Raw genomic sequence first — 16,152 nt, 5'->3', positions numbered from 1 at the left:
GCGAGGATGGGCCAAGCCAAGGGCCGGGAAGAAAAGCTAGGGGCGGATCGGCGCGGGGCGTTCGCCCTCGACGCCGCCGCCCAACGCGGCAAGGCCGCCGCCAAGGCGGCCTGGTGGACGGCGGCCGGCGGGCTGGCCAAGTTCATTACTCGCCCGACCGAGGGCAAGGCCGCGCCGCGCTTTGCCTCCGATGCGCCGCCGGTGTCGCAGGGGCGCCTGCGCCGGGCCTATCTGTCGGCCTTCGAGAAGGACGCCGCCGACGTCGCCGCCGGCCTCTATCCGCCGATGGAGGACGCGCCGTCCCATCCGGCCGCCTCGATCCTGAAAGCCTGGGACTTCCTGGCCGACGCCCGCGAGGTCGACCTGCGCCGCCGCCGGGGCGACGGGGTCGAGGTGCGCGACGATCCCAAGAGCCAGGGCTATCCGGCCTATTACCGGCAGAACTTCCACTATCAGTCGGGCGGCTGGTTCACCGCCGACAGCGCCCGCCGCTATGACGCCCAGGTCGAGGCGCTGTTCTCGGGCGCGGCTGGGGCGATGCGCCGGCGGGCGCTTGGCCTGCTGGCCAGGCGCTGGCGGGGACGCGACCAGCGCGACCTGCGGCTGATGGACGTGGCCTGCGGCTCGGGCGCTTTCCTGCGCGACCTGGCGCAAACTTTTCCGCGCGCGGCCCTGGCGGGGCTCGACCTGTCGCCGGCCTATCTGGCCGAGGCTCGGACGCGGTCGGGGCGGGGCACGGTGCAGGCCAACGCCGAGCGCCTGCCGCTGGCCGACGACAGCCTGGACGCGGCGACCTGCGTCTACCTGTTCCACGAACTGCCGCCGCGCGTACGGCCGATCGTCGCCGCCGAGCTCGCCAGGGTGCTGAAGCCTGGCGGCGTGCTGGCCTTCGCCGACTCCGTGCAGCCGAGCGACGAGCCGCAGCTGGCGCGGATGCTCGAGGCGTTTCCGGCCTACTTCCACGAGCCGTTCTACGGCAGCTACGCCGAGACGGACCTTGAAGCGCTGTTTCAAGCAGCGGGGCTGCGGGTGATCGGGCGCGACAAGGCGTTCCTGACCAAGGCGCTGCTGCTGGAGAAGTGATACCCCCCTGAAGGGGGAGCTGTCGCGAAGCGACTGAGGGGGGGAAGGGATCGCGGCGTTCGTGCGCCCTGAACTCGGCAGAAGCTTCCCCCTCCGGCCCTCCGGGCCGCCTCCCCCTTCTGGGGGAGGGGCCTACTGCGCCTGACTGACCACCGCGAAGCCGGCCCCTTGCGGATCGGTCGCCATGTAGATCCAGCTGCCGCCGGGCACCTGGTGGACGTCCATCATGGTGGTCGCGCCGGCGGCCACGGCGCGGTCGCGGGCGGCCGAGGCGCTGTCGACCTGGGCGTAGTAGTTCCAGAACGACACCGGCATGTCCGGCAGCCGGGTCATCATGCCGCCGACGTCCGGGCCGTCAGCCTCATAGGCGAAGAGCTGGTAGGTTCCCATCGGGCCCATGTCGATGGCCTGCGTCTTCAACCAGCCGAACACCTTGGAATAGAAGGAAAACGCCCCTTCCAGGTCACCGGCCATCAGCTCGCGCCAGCCGAACGTGCCGGGCGCGCCGTCGGCCGGCTGCGGCGGGATCTCATCGCGCGGGAACGGCTTGAACAGGGTGAAGACCGCGCCGTACGGGTCGGCGACGACCGAGAAGCGGCCGACGCCGGGGATGTCGTCGGCGGGCATGAACACCGAGCCGCCGGCCTCGACCACCTTGCCGACATAGGCGTCGACGTCGTCGACGAAGATGTAGCCGATCCAGCCGGGACGGGCGCCTTCGGGGCAGCCGCCCTCGGGCGTGAAGACGCCGCCGACCCCGGTCTCGCCGACATTGAGGATCATGTATTTGGTCGGGCCGGGCATGCCGGAGTCCGTCGGGGTCCAGCCCACGACCTTAGCGTAGAAGGCGGACGCGGCGTCCACGTCGGTGGTCATCAGTTCGTACCAGCCGAACCGTCCGTTGGTTTCCGACATCGCTCTCTCCCTTTTTCTCCGGCCCGGCTCGAGCCGTGTTCTTCGCGAGGACGAACGGCGGACGCCCGTCCCGACAGTCGGCGTGCGATTTTCTAGTCAGGCATGGTCTCGAAGGCCGCCAGACCCTGCGGCAGCACGACCCAATCGGGCTTGTCGCGCAGGAACAGGGCCATGGTCGGCTCGAACAGCGAGGCGTCGTCGAGCGAGCCGGCATAGATCGTGTGGCTGTCGTCGACCCCGACCTCGCCGCCGAAGACGAGGCCGCCGCAGGTCGGGCAGGCGTTGCGCAGGGCCTCACCGCCACGGAAGGCCGGCGAGCGGACCTTCAACGTCTCGCCGCTGATCGTCACCGCCGAGGCCGCAAAGCCCATGAATGGCACGAAGCCCGAACCCGAGGCCTTGCGGCAGTCGGCGCAGCAGCAATAGCCCTGGTACAGCGGCTGGCCCGTGGCGCTCCAGCGCACGGCGCCGCACAGGCACCCTCCGGCGTAACGGCGTTCTTTCGTCATGGGCGGCATTGATGGGCCTTCCTGTGACAGGTGCAAGCGGGGAGGGCTGATGCTGCTGTTCACCCTTCGCCGTCATCCCGGGCGGAGGCGCGGAGCGCCGCAGGCCCGGGACCCAGGGGGCTGGGCGCAGCGCCTGGCCTTGCCGCCCGGAGGCTGCCGGCGCATTGCGACGGCCCCTGGGTCCCGGCTCTACGCTTCGCTTCGGCCGGGATGACGAGGCAGAGTGGCTTGAGGTTCAGAACAAACTCAACTGGTCGCCCGTCTTGGGCGGGACGCGGAACTGGCTGGTGTCGAGGCGGGGCAGGGGCCTGTCGAGTTCGAAGCGCCTGAGGGCGGCGTGGAAGCGTTGGTTCAGCACCTCGGCCACCGGGCCTTCGCCGGTCATGCGCTTGCCGAACTCGCTGTCATAGGCCGCCCCGCCGCGCATCTGGCGCACCAGGGACATCACCCGCTTGGCGCGGTCGGGATGGTCGGAGGCCAGCCACTGCTCGAACAGGCCGTGGATCTCCATCGGCAGGCGGATGGCCACATAGCCGGCGGCCACCGCCCCGGCCGCCTTGGCGCGTTCCAGCACCGCCTCCATCTCGTGGTCGTTCAGCGACGGGATGGCCGGGGCGAACATGACGATGGTCGGCACCCCGGCCTCGGACAATTGGCGCACGGCGTCGAGCCGGCGTTCGGGCGTGGCGGCGCGGGGCTCCATGCTGCGGGCCAGCTTGCGATCGAGCGTGGTGATCGACACGGCCGCGCGGGCCAGGCCGGCGCGTCCCATCTCGCCCAGGATGTCGAGGTCGCGGGTGATCAGGGCCGACTTGGTGATGATCGAGAACGGGTGGCGAAAGCGGCTCAGCGTCTCCAGCACGCCGCGCGTGACGCGCAGGGAGCGTTCCTGCGGCTGGTAGGGATCGGTGTCGCCGCCGATGTGGACGCTGCCGACCTTGTAGGTCGGTTTGGACAGCTCGCGGTCGAGCAGCTTGCCGGCCTCGGGCTTGAAGAACAGCTTGCTCTCGAAGTCGAGGCCGGGCGAGAGGCCCAGATAGGCATGGGCCGGACGAGCGTAGCAGTAGATGCAGCCGTGCTCGCAGCCGCGATAGGGATTGATCGAGCGGTCGAAGCCGACGTCGGGGCTCTTGTTGCGGGCGATGACCGTCTTGGACTTCATGGCCAGGACGCTGGTGGTCAGCACCCGGGCGGCGTTGTCGTCTTCGGTCCAGCCGTCGTCGAACGGCTGGGAGGTCAGGCTCTCGTAGCGGCCGGTCTCGTTGCTACGCGCGCCGCGACCGCGCAGGGCCGCAGTTCCCTGCTTGTAGGCGGTGTCGGTGAAGGAGCGGCGCGTCTGCATGTGGGCATCCTATGCCGACATGCAGAACATAACAAGAACGATGCTTGACGAGGCGGGCGACGAGCCGTCAAAGGCGAGGCCATGATCTCCGTGATCCTTCCCGCCGTCGCGCCCGTGCATGCGCTCGCCCAGATCCTGGCCCAGCTGGTGCCGGCGGCCGTCGACGGCCTGGTCAAGGAGGTGGTGATCGCCGGCGCGGCCGAGCCGGGGCTGGACGGGCTGGTCGAGGACAGCGGCGCACGGTTCGTCGCCGTCTCGGGCGACCGGGGCTCACTGCTGGCGGCCGGCGCGGCCGTGGCGCGGGGCGACTGGATCCTGGCGCTGGATCCGTCGCGCGGCCTGCCTGAGGCCTGGCGCGGGCCGGTGGAAGCGCACCTGGCCGGCGGGGCGGGGGCTGCGGCTCTGCTGGTTCCGGCGGGCGGCTTGCTGGCGAGGCTGACGGCGGCGCCGCTTGGGCTGCTCGTGCGGCGGCTGGACTATGCGGCGACGGACGGGTTTGCGGGATATGCGCCGGAGAAGGCGCTGGCGGGGCGGCTGAAGGCGCGGCGGGTTTCGATCTGAAGACCCTCTCCCAAAGGGGGAGATGGCCGCGAAGCGGTCGGAGGGGGAAGTTTTCCGCGGTGATGGAGGGCGACTTCCCCCTCCGTCGCCTTTGGCGACACCTCCCCCCTTCAGGGGGAGGGTTGTAAGTCTCGTCCCCTGCGCGTTATCGAGGGTCCATGTCGCTCGCCCACGCCTCCGCCGCCGCATCCGTGAAGTGGGTCGGCTGGCTGCGGCGCCGAATCCGCTCCAGCGAGCTGTGGCTGATCGCGGTGGCGACGCTGATCGGCGTGGCGGCCGGAACCTTCGCGGTCGTGCAGGCCCAGGTGGCGCACGGCCTGCAGATGCTGCTGTTCGAGATCGACATCAACGAGCGGCTCAGCGCCCAGTCTCACGTCGCGCCCTGGCGGCTGCTGGCCATTCCGATCGGCGGGCTGCTGCTGGGCGGGATCACCTGGGCCTGGATGAAGTATCGCCCGCGCCCCGCCGTCGACCCCGTGGAGGCCAACGCCCTGCACGGCGGGCGTCTGTCGATGAAGGACAGCGCCTTCATCTGCGGCCAGACCATGCTGTCGAACGGGGTCGGGGCCTCGGTCGGGCTGGAGGCCGCCTACGCCCAGGCGGGCGCGGCCGCCGCCTCGTTCGCGGGGCAGCGGCTGAACCTGCGCCGGGCCGATATGCGCACCCTGGTGGGCGCCGGGGCCGGCGCGGCCATCGCCGCGGCCTTCGGCGCGCCGCTGACCGGCGCCTTCTACGCCTTCGAGATCGTCATCGGGGCCTACACCGTCGCCAACCTGGCGCCCGTGGTGGCCGCCGCCCTGGCCGCCGTGCTGGTGGCCAGCAAGATGGGCGCGATCCCCTACCTGCTGAAGACCGACACCCAGGCGGTGCAGTCCTGGACCGACTATGGCCTCTACGCGCTGGTGGGCCTGGCCTGCGCCATCGTCGGCATCGGCCTGATGCGGCTGGTGGCCAACGCCGAGCGGCTGGTGACCCGCTCGCCGATCCCGCGTTGGCTGCGGCCGGCGATCGGGGGCATGGGGCTGGCGGCGCTGGCGGTGATCACGCCCCAGACCCTGTCGGCGGGACACGGGGCGCTGCACCTGAACCTCATGGCCGAGGCGCCGCTCAAGCTGCTGCTGATGTTGTTGGCCATGAAGGCCCTGGCCTCGGTGATCTCGCTGAGCTTCGGCTTTCGGGGCGGCCTCTTCTTCGCCTCGCTGTTCCTGGGCGCGCTGCTGGGCCAGGTGTTCTCGGCGATCTCGCTGCTGATCCCGTGGGCGCCGAGCCTGGACCCGACGGTGGCGGCCCTGGTCGGCATGGCGGCGCTGGGCGTGGCCGTCGTGGGCGGACCCTTCACCATGTCGTTCCTGGTGCTGGAGGCGACCGGCGACTTCACCGTGGCGGCCGCAGCCCTGGTGGCCTCGATGATCGCCAGCGCCATGGTGCGCGAGACCTTCGGCTACTCGTTCTCGACCTGGCGGCTGCACCTGCGCGGCGAGACCATCCGCAGCGCCCACGACGTTTCGTGGATGCGGCCGCTGAGCGCGGGGCGGATGATGCGCAAGGACGTCCAGACCGTGCCGGCCGAGACGACGCTGGCGGAGTTTCGCCGCCGCTTCCCGTTGGGCTCGACCAAGCGGGTGATCATGGTCGACGAGGCGGGGCTCTACGCCGGGGTGATCCCGACGGCCAAGGCCTATGCCGACGGCGGCGACGGTGAAAGGTCGGTGGCGGGGCTGGCGATCAACGCCGAGACGGCGCTGAAGCCTGAGCAGTCGATCAAGGACGTCATGCGCGCCTTCGACCGCAGCGAGACCGACGAGCTGGCGGTGATCGACGACAAGAAGAACGTGCTGGGCGTGCTGTCGGAGGCCTACGCCACGCGGCGTTACGCCGAGGAGCTTGAGAAGGCGCGGCGGGAGCTAACCGGCGAGGCGGGGTGATCCGCCTCGAACCTCCCTCTGTGGGGGAGGCCGCCGGAGGCCGGTGGGGGGAAGCTTTCAGCTTCTCTTGCGACGGCAGATCCAGGAGCCACGCCCCCCACCGATCGCTTCGCGATCACCTCCCCCACAGGGGGAGGTTCCTTTTGATCGTCACATATCCAGCCGGAAGTCGATGACCTTGGCCCCGCTGGCCACGGCGTCGAGGGTCTTGGTCTCCGCGCCCAGCAGGCGGCGGTAGGTCCAGTAGGAGGCCATGACCTTCTCGACGTAGTTGCGGGTCTCGAGCGCGGGCAGGCTTTCGATCAGCAGCAGGCTGTCGCAGTCGGCGCCCAGCTGCTGCTGCACCTTCAGGAGCGTGCCCGGACCGCCGTTGTAGGCGGCCACGGCGCGCAGCAGGTCGGGGCTCTGCAGGCCGCGGTCCATCAGCCAGGTGAAGTAGTCCTGGCCGACCCGCAGGTTGAAGGCCGGGTCGAACAGCGGGGTGTTGTCGGCCAGGAGCTTGTCGTCGCCGGCGGCGCGGGCGGCCGCGACCGGCATCAGCTGCATCAGGCCCACGGCGCCGGCGCCCGACACGGCCATCGGGTCGAAGCGGCTTTCCTGGCGCACCAGGGCGTAGACCAGGGCCTTGTTGAGCGTGAAGCCGCCCTTGGGCGCGAGCTCGGGCAGGGGATAGTCCTCGCCGCCGATCTTCTTGACCGGGCGGCCGGCATTGAACGGCGCGCGGGCGTTGAGGGCGAGGGTGAGGGCGCTCCAGTCGGCGCGCGCCTTTTCGTCGGCGGCCAGGGACAGGCCGGCCCGCAGTTCGGCCCCGGCCTCGTTCCAGCGGCCCAGCTGGGCCAGGGAGGCGGCGCGGCGGGCGCGGATGTCGCCGGCCAGCAGCTTGTTCAGCGAGGCCGGATCGGGACCGGCGTAGGACACGCGGGTGATCAGGGCGGCGATCGGATCTTCGGGGTCGTTGGCGACGGCCAGGCCCGCCATCGCCAGCTGGCGGCCGGCGATCATGCCGTAGAAGGTCTGCGGAGCCTGGGCGGCCTGGGTCAGCAGGGCGCGGACGCCGTCGGTGTCGCCGGCCATGCTCGCCGAGCGAGCGGCCCAGAAGGCGCCGGCGGCGCGCAGCCAGTCGTCCTGGCCCTGGTCGTGGGCGACCTGCTCGAAATAGCTGCGGGCCTCGGCGTAGGATTCCAGGCGGAACGAGGCCAGGCCCGCGATCCAGCGCTCGCCCGAGGCCTTGGCCAGTTTCTGCGCGCCCTTCACGTCGCCGGAATAATAGGCCTCGCGGGCGGCGCGGCCCTTGTCGGCGGGGCCGGCTGAGCGGCCGCCCTGGGCGACGTCGATGAACAGTTCCGGGGCCTTGGGCGCGGACACGCGGGCGGGCTTGCGCTTCATGGCCAGGGCGTAGACGCGGTCGGCGCCGGCTTCGTCGCCGTAGAGCTTCAGCCAGCCGGTCAGGTCGTCGTAGCTGGCGGTGTAGGCCGTGGGGTGCATCAGCCGCACCAGCGACAGCTTGCCGATCAGGCTGCGGTTGCGGGTGTTGGCGAAGGCGGCCTCGGCGGCGTCGAAGTCACCGCGCTCGGCCGCGCCGAACGCCGCCTGATAATAGCGCATGTCGTTGTCCGACAGCGGTTCCAGCCCCGCGGCCCTTGCTGCGGGCGCAGCGAGGTTCAGGCAAAGCGCGAGGGCCGAGACAACGGCCAGAGGGCGAGCGAAAAGCTGCAAATCGTATCCGCGCAAGCCTTTGAAAAGGCGGCGCGCGTCCCCGTTCCGACTGGTCAGCGGTTTGTTTAATGGGGCCGTTCGGGTCGATCAAGCCTTTCGGCCAGCATAAGGAGGTCCTGCCAGGCCTTCTTCTTGGCCGCCGGCTGGCGCAGCAGGAACGCCGGATGCAGGCTGGGCAAGGCCGGAACCTCGATCGCGCCGTCCTCGGAGCGCCATTCGAACCAGCGGCCGCGCAGGGACAAAATGCCTTCCTCGCGCTTCAACATGCTCTTTGCGGAGGCGCCGCCGACCAGCAGGATCAACTTGGGCTTGATCAGCGCGATCGCTCGCTCGACGAACGGCGCGCAGACGGCCTGCTCCTGCGGCGTGGGCGTTCGGTTGCCCGGCGGACGCCAGAAGACGGTGTTGGTGATGAAGGCCCGCTCCTGCAGGCCCGCCGCCTTGAGCATGCGGTCCAGAAGCTGGCCGGCGCGGCCGACGAAAGGCTCGCCGCGGGCGTCTTCCTCGGCCCCGGGACCTTCGCCGATGACCATGACCGGCGCGTCGCCGGGGCCGCGCGAGAACACCGCCTGCCGCGCTCCTTGCGTCTTCAGCGGGCAGCCGTCGAAGGCGGCGATGGCGGCGGCCAGGCTTTCGAGGTCGTTGCAGGCGGCGGCCAGTTCCCTGGCATGGGCGGCGGCCGCGCCGATGTCGATCCCGCCGAACGCGCCAGGGCGGGGCGGGGGGGCTGCGACCACCACCGGCTGAGGCTGACTGCGGGCCCGCAGCAGGGCCGCGCCCTCGGCCAGGCGGTCGATCGGCTCGTCGGCGTAGCAGGCCTCGACCCCTGCATCGGCCCAGAAGGCCAGCAGGCTTTCGACGGCGCGCGGATCGACGGCGAGGCTCATGGGGTTTCTCTAGCGAGTATAGTGGGCTGCGTCACCGATATGTCCGCGCTGCGGTGCAACAAAAACTATCCGGTTTTCCTTGACCGCCGTGGCGTCACGTTCGGATAAAGTCCGACTCAAACAGGAAGAAGGCAGGCTCCGCGCAGAGCCTGGGGCGGGAGAAGCCATGAGCGAAGTCCTCGAACGCGAGTCGATGGAATACGACGTCGTCATCGTCGGGGGCGGCCCGGCGGGTCTGTCGGCGGCCATCCGTCTCAAGCAGATGGCCGAGAAGGCCGGAACCGAAGTCAGTGTGGCCCTGGTCGAAAAGGGCTCGGAGGTCGGCGCCCACATCCTGTCGGGCGCGGTCATCGATCCCAAGGCGCTGAACGAACTGATCCCCGATTGGAAGGAAAAGGGCGCGCCGCTCGAGACCCCGGTCACCAAGGACAAGTTCCTGCTGCTGGGCCCGCAGGGCGAGCTTGGCCTGCCGATGTTCGCCATGCCGCCGTTCATGCACAACCACGGCTGCTACATCGCCTCGCTGGGCAATGTCACCCGCTGGCTGGCCGCCCAGGCCGAGGAGCTGGGCGTCGAGATCTATCCGGGCTTCGCCGCCTCGGACATGGTCTGGCGCGAGGACGGCTCGCTGAAGGGCGTCGTCGTCGGCGTCGTCGGCATCGCCAAGGACGGCCACGAGAAGCCGGACTACCAGCCGGGCATGGAGCTGCACGGCAAGTACGTGTTCATCGCCGAGGGCGTGCGCGGCTCGCTGGCCAAGCAACTGATCGCCAAGTTCGACCTGAGCGCCGGCAAGTCGCCGCAGAAGTACGGCATCGGCATCAAGGAGCTGTGGCAGATCCCGGCCGACAAGCATCAGCCTGGCCTGGCGCAGCACACCACCGGCTGGCCGCTGGACAACCAGACGGGCGGTGGCAGCTTCATGTACCACTTCGGGGACAACTACGTGTCCATCGGCTACGTGGTGCACCTGAACTACAAGAACCCCTGGCTGTCGCCGTTCGACGAGTTCCAGCGCTTCAAGCAGCACCCCTCCGTGCGCCCCCACTTGGAAGGTGGGAAACGCATCGCCTACGGCGCGCGGGCCATCACCGAGGGCGGCTACCAGTCGATCCCGAAGCTGTCGTTCCCGGGCGGCGTGCTGATCGGCTGCTCGGCCGGCTTCGTCAACGTGCCGCGCATCAAGGGCAGCCACAACGCCATGAAGACCGGCATGCTGGCCGCCGAAGAGGCGTTCAAGGCCATCGCCGCCGGCCGCGAGGGCGACGCCCTGGTCGAGTACGAGGCCGCCTTCGAGAAGTCGTGGGTCGCCAAGGAGCTGAAGGTCGTCCGCAACGCCAAGCCGCTGCTGGGCAAGCTGGGCACCGCCCTGGGCGGCGCGTTCGGCATGTTCGACATGTGGTGCACGCACCTCTTCGGCGGCTTCTCGTTCTTCGGCACGCTGAAGCACGACAAGACCGACGCCGCCTCGACGGGCCTGGCCAAGGACTACGAGCCGATCGTCTATCCCAAGCCCGACGGCGTGATCAGCTTCGACAAGCTGTCGAGCGTGTTCCTGTCGGCGACCAACCACGAGGAAGACCAGCCGGCGCACCTTAAGCTGAAGGACCCGTCGATCCCGATCGACGTCAACCTGCCCAAGTACGGCGAGCCGGCGCGCCTCTACTGCCCGGCCGGCGTCTACGAGGTGCTGTACGACGAGCAGGGCGCCAATCCGAAGTTCCAGATCAACGCCCAGAACTGCGTCCACTGCAAAACCTGCGACATCAAGGACCCGTCGCAGAACATCGTCTGGACCACGCCGGAAGGCGGCGGCGGCCCGAACTATCCGAACATGTGATTTGAAACCTCCCCCTCCTGGGGGAGGCGGCCGAAGGCCGGTGGGAGGACGTTTTCAGCTTGCTGCCGGTCTGCCGGTTTCGCAATCACTCGCCCCCACCGATCGCTTCGCGATCACCTCCCCCACAGGGGGAGGTTCCTTCCACGCTTGCCCGAAACCCTGAAACCTAAGAGGGTGGCGGGATGATGCGTCTTCGAGTCCTCCTGTCCCTGGCTTCCACCGCCGTGCTGGCCGCCTGCGCCACCACCGAGCCCGCGATGCGCGGGTCGCAGGAGGGCTGGAACACCGCGCCGTGGAACGGCCGCTCGGCCTATGGCCAGTTCCTGGCCGGCCAGGCCGCGCTGGAGGACGGCCGCAGCGACCAGGCCGCCGCCTATTTCCAGGCCGCCCGCAATCTGGGCGAAGACCCGGGCCTCTTGGGCGAGCGCGCCTTCACCGCCTCGCTGCTGGCCGGCGAGGTCACGCGCGCCGCCGAGCTGGCGCCGCGGGCCGAGGGCGGGACCGAGGGCGTGCGCCGCCTGGGCATGCTGACCGTGGCTGTCGACGCCCTGGCGCGCGGCAAGGGCAAGGACGCCCAGGCGCTGCTGGCCGACCCGGCCCTGGGCTTCCCGCACCGTCCGGCCGTGGCCCTGCTGACGCCGTGGGCCGCCCAGGCCGCCGGCGACGCGGCCGCCGCCCAGGTGCTGCCGGAGCTGCGCAACGATCGCCTGGTGCAGTATTTCGGCCAGCTCGGCCGCGCCGAGATCTTCGAGCGGGCCGGCAAGAACGCCGAGGCCGAAGCCGACTACAAGGCGTTGATGGAGGTCGCGACCGTCCGGCCTATGTTCGCCCTCGACTACGGGGCGTTCCTGGAGCGCCGCAAGCGTCGCGACGAGGCCGTCGCCCTCTACGATTCCATCCTGGCCGAGGCCCCCAACGACACGGCCCTGCTGGACGCCCGGGCCCGGGCAGTGGCCCGCAAGGCGCCGCCGGCCCTGGTCACCGGCCGCCAGGGCGCGGCCAACACGCTGGTCGCCTGCGCGGCGGTGTTCACCAGCGAGCGCCAGAGCCAGTTCGCCCTGGCCTATCTGCGCCTGGCCCTGCACCTGGACCCCAAGCGCGAGGACGCGCTGCTGATGGTCGGCGACCTGCTGGACCAGGGCGGCGACATCGACGGCGCCCGGGCAGCCTACGCCAAGATCCCCACCGGTTCGGCCCGCTATGCCGCCGCCCAGGGCAAGATCGCCTGGACGCTGCAGAACGCCGGCGACAAGGACGAGGCCCTGGCCGTGGCCGAGGCGGCCGCCAAGGCCCCCGAGGCGGGACGCTCGGCGCAGCTCGTCTATGCCGACCTGCTGCGGGCCAACGACCGCTGGGCCGACGCCGTGGCCGTCATCGACCCGCTGGTCGAGGCCGAGAAGGACAAGCCCGACTGGCGCCTGCTCTACATGCGCGGCGTGTCGCTGGAGCGCGCCGGCCGCTGGCCCGACGCCGAGCGCGACCTGGAAAAGGCCCTGGAGCTCAATCCGAACGAGCCGGAACTGCTGAACTATCTCGGCTACTCGTGGATCGACCGCAACGAGCGCCTGCCCGAAGCGCTGTCGATGGTGCAGAAGGCCGTGAAGGCCAATCCGCAGTCGGGGGCCATGCTCGACTCGCTGGGCTGGGCCTATCACCGCCTGGGCGACGACAAAGCCGCCGTCGAGCTCTTGGAGCAGGCGATCGAGATCGAGCCGGGCGACCCGGACATCAACGACCACCTGGGCGACGTCTACTGGCGCCTGGGCCGCAAGACCGAAGCCCAGTTCCAGTGGCGTCGGGTGCTGAGCCTGGAGCCGACCGACGAGCAGAAGGCCGCCGCCGAGGCCAAGCTGAAGGACGGCCTGGGCAGCAAGGGTCCCGCCAAGGCCCCGACCGTGGCCAACGGCGCCAACGCGCTGTAGGTCTAGCGCCAGCCCGCCCAAGCTTTCGGATCCCTCGATGCGCCGTTCCGCCTTCGCCCCGGCCAAGGTCAACCTGTTCCTGCACGTCGGCGGCCCCGACGCCGAGGGCTATCATCCTCTGTCGAGCCTGATGGTCTTCGCCGATGTCGGCGACACCGTCTCGATCCAGCCGGCCGACGCGCCGGTGTTCGAGACCACGGGCCGTTTCGGGCGCGACATTCCCGTCGACGACAGCAATCTGGTCGTCCGGGCCGCCTGGTGGCTGCACGCGGCCGTCGGCGGTCCCGCGCCGCCGTTGCGGCTGATCCTCGACAAGGCGCTGCCGATCGCGGCCGGCCTGGGCGGCGGCTCCAGCGACGCCGGCGCAGCCCTGAGGCTGCTGCGCGAGGCGCTGGGCTACGACCTGTCCGACGCCGAACTGGAGGCCGTGGCCGGCGCGCTGGGCGCCGATGGCGTGCCGTGCCTGTGGGGCGCCCCGGTGCTGGCTCGGGGCAGGGGGGAGCGGCTGTCGCCCGCGCCCGCGCTGCCGGAGCTGCATGCGGTGCTGGTCAATCCGCTGGTCCCGTCGCCGACCGGCGCGGTCTATCGCGCCTACGACGCGGCCGTCGATCCGCGCGGCGAGGCCCCGCCGCCCACGCCCGACGCCTTCGAGAGCGCCGAGGAGGTCTGCGCCTGGCTGGCGGCCATGACTCGCAACGACCTCGAGGCGCCCGCCGTGGCCCTGGAGCCGCGCATCGGCGAGGTGCTGGAACTGCTGGCCGGCGAGCCCGAGGCGCTGCTGGCGCGGATGTCGGGCTCGGGCGCGACCTGCTTTGCGCTCTGTGAGAGCGACATCGAGGCCGAGGGCCTGGCCGAGCGGGTCGAGACCATGCGGCCCGACTGGTGGGTGAAGCGGTGCCGGTTGGGCGGCCCGTTCTGAGTCCTTGCGTGCTCCTCGTCCTTCGACAAGCTCAGGATGAGGAGCAAGGACCGTTCAGTAGAAAACCTCACCCTGAGCTTGTCGAAGGGCGGGGTTTTCGGGCCAAGATCCTTCAAGCCTAGGGAGTTTCGCATGCACCGCCGCCTGTTCCTCGCCGCCGCAGCCGCGGCCGCCGCCACTTCGGCGCATGCCCAGGAAGCCGCTCCCGCGCCTCAGCCGGCCGCGCCGCCCCAGCCGGCTCCCAAGCCGCCGACGCGGGTCGCCGTCGAGACGCCGCTGGGCCGGATCGTCATCGAGCTGCACACCAAGGAAGCGCCGATCACCACGGCCAACTTCCTGCGCTATGTCGACCAGAAGCGCTATGACGGCGCGACCTTCTTCCGGGCCTCGCGGGCGCCGGGCGCGCCGGAGTACGGCCTGATCCAGGGCGGGGTGCAGGGCGACCCCAAGCGCGTGCTGCCGCCGATCGCCCATGAGCCGACCACCAAGACCGGCCTCAAGCACGTGTCGGGAACCGTCTCGATCGCCCGCAATGCGCCGGGCACGGCGACCTCTGACTTCTTCATCCTGATCGGCGACGCGCCGGGTCTGGACGCCAATCCAGCCGCGTCCGGCGACAATCAGGGCTTCGCGGCCTTCGGCACGGTGGTGGAGGGCATGGACGTCGCCCAGAAGATCCTGGCGCTGCCGACGCCGGGCAAGGCGATCAATCCGGTGATGACCGGCCAGATCATCGATCCGCCGCTGAAGATCATCTCGGCCAGGCGGGTTCCGTAGCGGAGAGTGAAAACCTCGTCCTTCGACAAGCTCAGGAAGAGGTTTTCAGATCAGGCGCGGCGTTGAATTGATCCTCATCCTGAGCTTGTCGAAGGGCGAGGATCACACGCCGATCTCAACGACCGGGCAAAGAAAAAGGGCGCGGAGGCCGAAGCTTCCGCGCCCTTCTTTTGGACCGCCTTCAGCGGAGCCCGAGGGCTCAGCTGTGGTAGGCGCGTTCCCCGTGTTCGGAGATGTCCAGGCCTTCTTCTTCGGCGTCCGGCGAGGCGCGCAGGCCGATCACCAGCTTGATCACGTAGAAGACGATGGCCGAGGCGATGGCCGACCAGACGATGGTCAGGCCGACGCCCTTCAGTTGGGCGACCACCTGGGTGACCAGGTCGTAGGTGGCGGTGTCGCAGGTCGAGATGTCGCCATCCTTGGCGCAGGACATGTAGTCGACGACGCCGGCGCCGCCCCAGGCGGGGTTGACGACCAGGCCGGTGCCGATGGCGCCGACGATGCCGCCGACGCCGTGGATGCCGAAGGCGTCCAGGCTGTCGTCGTACTTCAGGGCGTTCTTAACGGCCGAGCAGAAGATGATGCAGATCGGCGAGACCACCAGGCCCAGCAGGATCGCGCCCATCGGGCCCGAGAAGCCGGCGGCCGGGGTGATGGCCACGAGACCGGCCACGATGCCCGAAGCCAGGCCCAGGGCCGACGGCTTCTTGCGCGTGATCCACTCGACGATGATCCACGACAGACCAGCGGCGGCGGTGGCGGCGAAGGTGTTGACCATGGCCAGCGAGGCGTAGGCGTTCGATTCCAGGTTCGAACCGGCGTTGAAGCCGAACCAGCCCACCCACAGCAGGCCAGCGCCCACCAGGGTCAGGGTCAGCGAGTGCGGGGGCATCGGCTCCTTGCCGTAGCCCTGGCGCTTGCCGAGGATCAGGGCGCCGACGAGGGCGGCGATACCGGCGTTGATGTGCACCACGGTGCCGCCGGCGAAGTCGAGAGCGCCGAAGCTCCAGATCTTACCGGCCTTGACCACGCCTTCCGGATCGAGGGCGATGGCGTTCGGGCCCGGCCACCACCAGACCATGTGCGCCATCGGATAGTACGACAGCAGCGGCCACAGCACGGCGAAGGCGACGATGGCCGAGAACTTCATGCGCTCGACCAGCGAGCCGACCACCAGGGCCGCGGTGATGGCGGCGAAGGTCGACTGGAAGGCGATGAAGGTCAGTTCCGGGATCACGACGCCGGTCGAGAAGGTGGCCACGGTGGTGGAGGGCGTCACGTCCTTGAGGAACAGACGGCCCAGGCCCCCGACGTAGCTGTCCCAGGCGCCGCCGTCGGTGAAGGCGAAGCTGTAGCCCCACAGGAACCAGGCGACGAAGCCGATCAGGGCGACGGTCGAGACCTGCATCATGACCGACAGCATGTTCTTCGAGCGGACCAGGCCGCCGTAGAACAGGGCCAGGCCCGGCAGGATCATCAGCAGGACCAGCAGCGCCGAAGTCAGCATCCAGGCGTTGTCGCCCTTGTCCTGCTTGTCGACGATGGTGGGAGCGGCGGCCGGGGCCGGAGCAGCGGCCGGAGCAGCGGCGGCAGGCGCCGGCGCAGCCTCGGCGGGCGCGGCGGCGGCGGCCGGAGCGGCCTCCTGGGCGAAGGCGGTGGCCCCGAGCGGCGCCCCCGCGAGCGTCGCGGCGAGCATCAGCCCGGCCAGCGGCTTAAAGGTCAGTTTCATCGTTGGTATCCCCTTTCCCCGACGATC

General features: G+C 70.2%; 13 protein-coding genes. 7 read left to right on the top strand and 6 right to left on the bottom strand.

All coding sequences use genetic code 11. From position 1 onward, the window contains the following. The first annotated feature begins 6 nt into the window (after positions 1–6). On the top strand, positions 7–1,083 hold the full coding sequence (locus SGCZBJ_RS15820) for a class I SAM-dependent methyltransferase (protein WP_101718953.1): 1,077 nt from the start codon (positions 7–9) through the stop codon (positions 1,081–1,083). A 132-nt stretch (positions 1,084–1,215) separates the two neighbouring features. On the opposite strand, the gene SGCZBJ_RS15815 is transcribed toward SGCZBJ_RS15820, so the two are convergent. The 3 genes from SGCZBJ_RS15815 to SGCZBJ_RS15805 form a co-directional block, all read right to left on the bottom strand. Next, positions 1,216–1,998 (bottom strand): VOC family protein, encoded by a 783-nt coding sequence (locus SGCZBJ_RS15815; protein WP_101718952.1) that lies wholly within the window; start codon positions 1,996–1,998, stop codon positions 1,216–1,218. 92 nt (positions 1,999–2,090) lie between these two features. Further along, positions 2,091–2,507: a GFA family protein gene (locus SGCZBJ_RS15810; protein ID WP_101718981.1), complete on the bottom strand. Its 417-nt coding sequence runs from the start codon at positions 2,505–2,507 to the stop codon at positions 2,091–2,093. A gap of 235 nt (positions 2,508–2,742) precedes the next feature. After that, positions 2,743–3,849 carry a PA0069 family radical SAM protein gene (locus tag SGCZBJ_RS15805; protein ID WP_101718951.1) on the bottom strand — a complete coding sequence of 369 codons (1,107 nt, stop codon included), beginning with the start codon at positions 3,847–3,849 and terminating at the stop codon, positions 2,743–2,745. A gap of 81 nt (positions 3,850–3,930) precedes the next feature. Between SGCZBJ_RS15805 and SGCZBJ_RS15800 the strand changes: the two genes are divergently transcribed. Both SGCZBJ_RS15800 and SGCZBJ_RS15795 read left to right on the top strand, forming a co-directional pair. Further along, positions 3,931–4,410 (top strand): glycosyltransferase family protein, encoded by a 480-nt coding sequence (locus SGCZBJ_RS15800; protein ID WP_101718950.1) that lies wholly within the window; start codon positions 3,931–3,933, stop codon positions 4,408–4,410. A gap of 158 nt (positions 4,411–4,568) precedes the next feature. Further along, the gene (locus SGCZBJ_RS15795) at positions 4,569–6,335 is read left to right on the top strand and encodes a chloride channel protein (RefSeq protein WP_101718949.1); all 1,767 of its coding nucleotides are present in this window, start codon (positions 4,569–4,571) and stop codon (positions 6,333–6,335) included. Positions 6,336–6,485: 150 nt separating this feature from the next. Here SGCZBJ_RS15795 and SGCZBJ_RS15790 read toward each other — a convergent pair whose 3' ends face one another. Continuing rightward, positions 6,486–7,940 (bottom strand): lytic transglycosylase domain-containing protein, encoded by a 1,455-nt coding sequence (locus tag SGCZBJ_RS15790; protein ID WP_240621533.1) that lies wholly within the window; start codon positions 7,938–7,940, stop codon positions 6,486–6,488. 176 nt (positions 7,941–8,116) lie between these two features. Beyond that, positions 8,117–8,938 (bottom strand): uracil-DNA glycosylase, encoded by an 822-nt coding sequence (locus SGCZBJ_RS15785; RefSeq protein ID WP_101718947.1) that lies wholly within the window; start codon positions 8,936–8,938, stop codon positions 8,117–8,119. Between the two features lie 166 nt (positions 8,939–9,104). Between SGCZBJ_RS15785 and SGCZBJ_RS15780 the strand changes: the two genes are divergently transcribed. The 4 genes from SGCZBJ_RS15780 to SGCZBJ_RS15765 all read left to right on the top strand — a co-directional run bounded on the left by SGCZBJ_RS15780 (position 9,105) and on the right by SGCZBJ_RS15765 (position 14,396). Beyond that, positions 9,105–10,778: an electron transfer flavoprotein-ubiquinone oxidoreductase gene (locus SGCZBJ_RS15780; protein ID WP_101718946.1), complete on the top strand. Its 1,674-nt coding sequence runs from the start codon at positions 9,105–9,107 to the stop codon at positions 10,776–10,778. A 182-nt stretch (positions 10,779–10,960) separates the two neighbouring features. Beyond that, positions 10,961–12,700 carry a tetratricopeptide repeat protein gene (locus SGCZBJ_RS15775; protein ID WP_101718945.1) on the top strand — a complete coding sequence of 580 codons (1,740 nt, stop codon included), beginning with the start codon at positions 10,961–10,963 and terminating at the stop codon, positions 12,698–12,700. Positions 12,701–12,737: 37 nt separating this feature from the next. After that, the gene (locus SGCZBJ_RS15770) at positions 12,738–13,619 is read left to right on the top strand and encodes a 4-(cytidine 5'-diphospho)-2-C-methyl-D-erythritol kinase (protein ID WP_101718944.1); all 882 of its coding nucleotides are present in this window, start codon (positions 12,738–12,740) and stop codon (positions 13,617–13,619) included. A gap of 132 nt (positions 13,620–13,751) precedes the next feature. Next, the gene (locus SGCZBJ_RS15765) at positions 13,752–14,396 is read left to right on the top strand and encodes a peptidylprolyl isomerase (protein ID WP_101718943.1); all 645 of its coding nucleotides are present in this window, start codon (positions 13,752–13,754) and stop codon (positions 14,394–14,396) included. Between the two features lie 199 nt (positions 14,397–14,595). On the opposite strand, the gene SGCZBJ_RS15760 is transcribed toward SGCZBJ_RS15765, so the two are convergent. Further along, positions 14,596–16,125, bottom strand: a complete 1,530-nt coding sequence (locus SGCZBJ_RS15760) for an ammonium transporter (RefSeq protein WP_101718942.1) — start codon at positions 16,123–16,125, stop codon at positions 14,596–14,598. Positions 16,126–16,152 lie beyond the last annotated feature (27 nt).

Source organism: Caulobacter zeae, from assembly GCF_002858925.1.
GTDB lineage: Bacteria > Pseudomonadota > Alphaproteobacteria > Caulobacterales > Caulobacteraceae > Caulobacter > Caulobacter zeae.
This window is presented reverse-complemented; position numbering and strand designations above follow the sequence as displayed.

Coding starts and splice junctions, on each gene's coding strand:
- SGCZBJ_RS15775 (WP_101718945.1), top strand. CDS start 10,961: ATGATGCGTCTTCGAGTCCTCCTGTCCCTGGCTTCCACCGCCGTGCTG.
- SGCZBJ_RS15760 (WP_101718942.1), bottom strand. CDS start 16,125: ATGAAACTGACCTTTAAGCCGCTGGCCGGGCTGATGCTCGCCGCGACG.
- SGCZBJ_RS15800 (WP_101718950.1), top strand. CDS start 3,931: ATGATCTCCGTGATCCTTCCCGCCGTCGCGCCCGTGCATGCGCTCGCC.
- SGCZBJ_RS15765 (WP_101718943.1), top strand. CDS start 13,752: ATGCACCGCCGCCTGTTCCTCGCCGCCGCAGCCGCGGCCGCCGCCACT.
- SGCZBJ_RS15790 (WP_240621533.1), bottom strand. CDS start 7,940: ATGCGCTATTATCAGGCGGCGTTCGGCGCGGCCGAGCGCGGTGACTTC.
- SGCZBJ_RS15785 (WP_101718947.1), bottom strand. CDS start 8,938: ATGAGCCTCGCCGTCGATCCGCGCGCCGTCGAAAGCCTGCTGGCCTTC.
- SGCZBJ_RS15815 (WP_101718952.1), bottom strand. CDS start 1,998: ATGTCGGAAACCAACGGACGGTTCGGCTGGTACGAACTGATGACCACC.
- SGCZBJ_RS15780 (WP_101718946.1), top strand. CDS start 9,105: ATGAGCGAAGTCCTCGAACGCGAGTCGATGGAATACGACGTCGTCATC.
- SGCZBJ_RS15820 (WP_101718953.1), top strand. CDS start 7: ATGGGCCAAGCCAAGGGCCGGGAAGAAAAGCTAGGGGCGGATCGGCGC.
- SGCZBJ_RS15795 (WP_101718949.1), top strand. CDS start 4,569: ATGTCGCTCGCCCACGCCTCCGCCGCCGCATCCGTGAAGTGGGTCGGC.
- SGCZBJ_RS15810 (WP_101718981.1), bottom strand. CDS start 2,507: ATGACGAAAGAACGCCGTTACGCCGGAGGGTGCCTGTGCGGCGCCGTG.
- SGCZBJ_RS15770 (WP_101718944.1), top strand. CDS start 12,738: ATGCGCCGTTCCGCCTTCGCCCCGGCCAAGGTCAACCTGTTCCTGCAC.
- SGCZBJ_RS15805 (WP_101718951.1), bottom strand. CDS start 3,849: ATGCAGACGCGCCGCTCCTTCACCGACACCGCCTACAAGCAGGGAACT.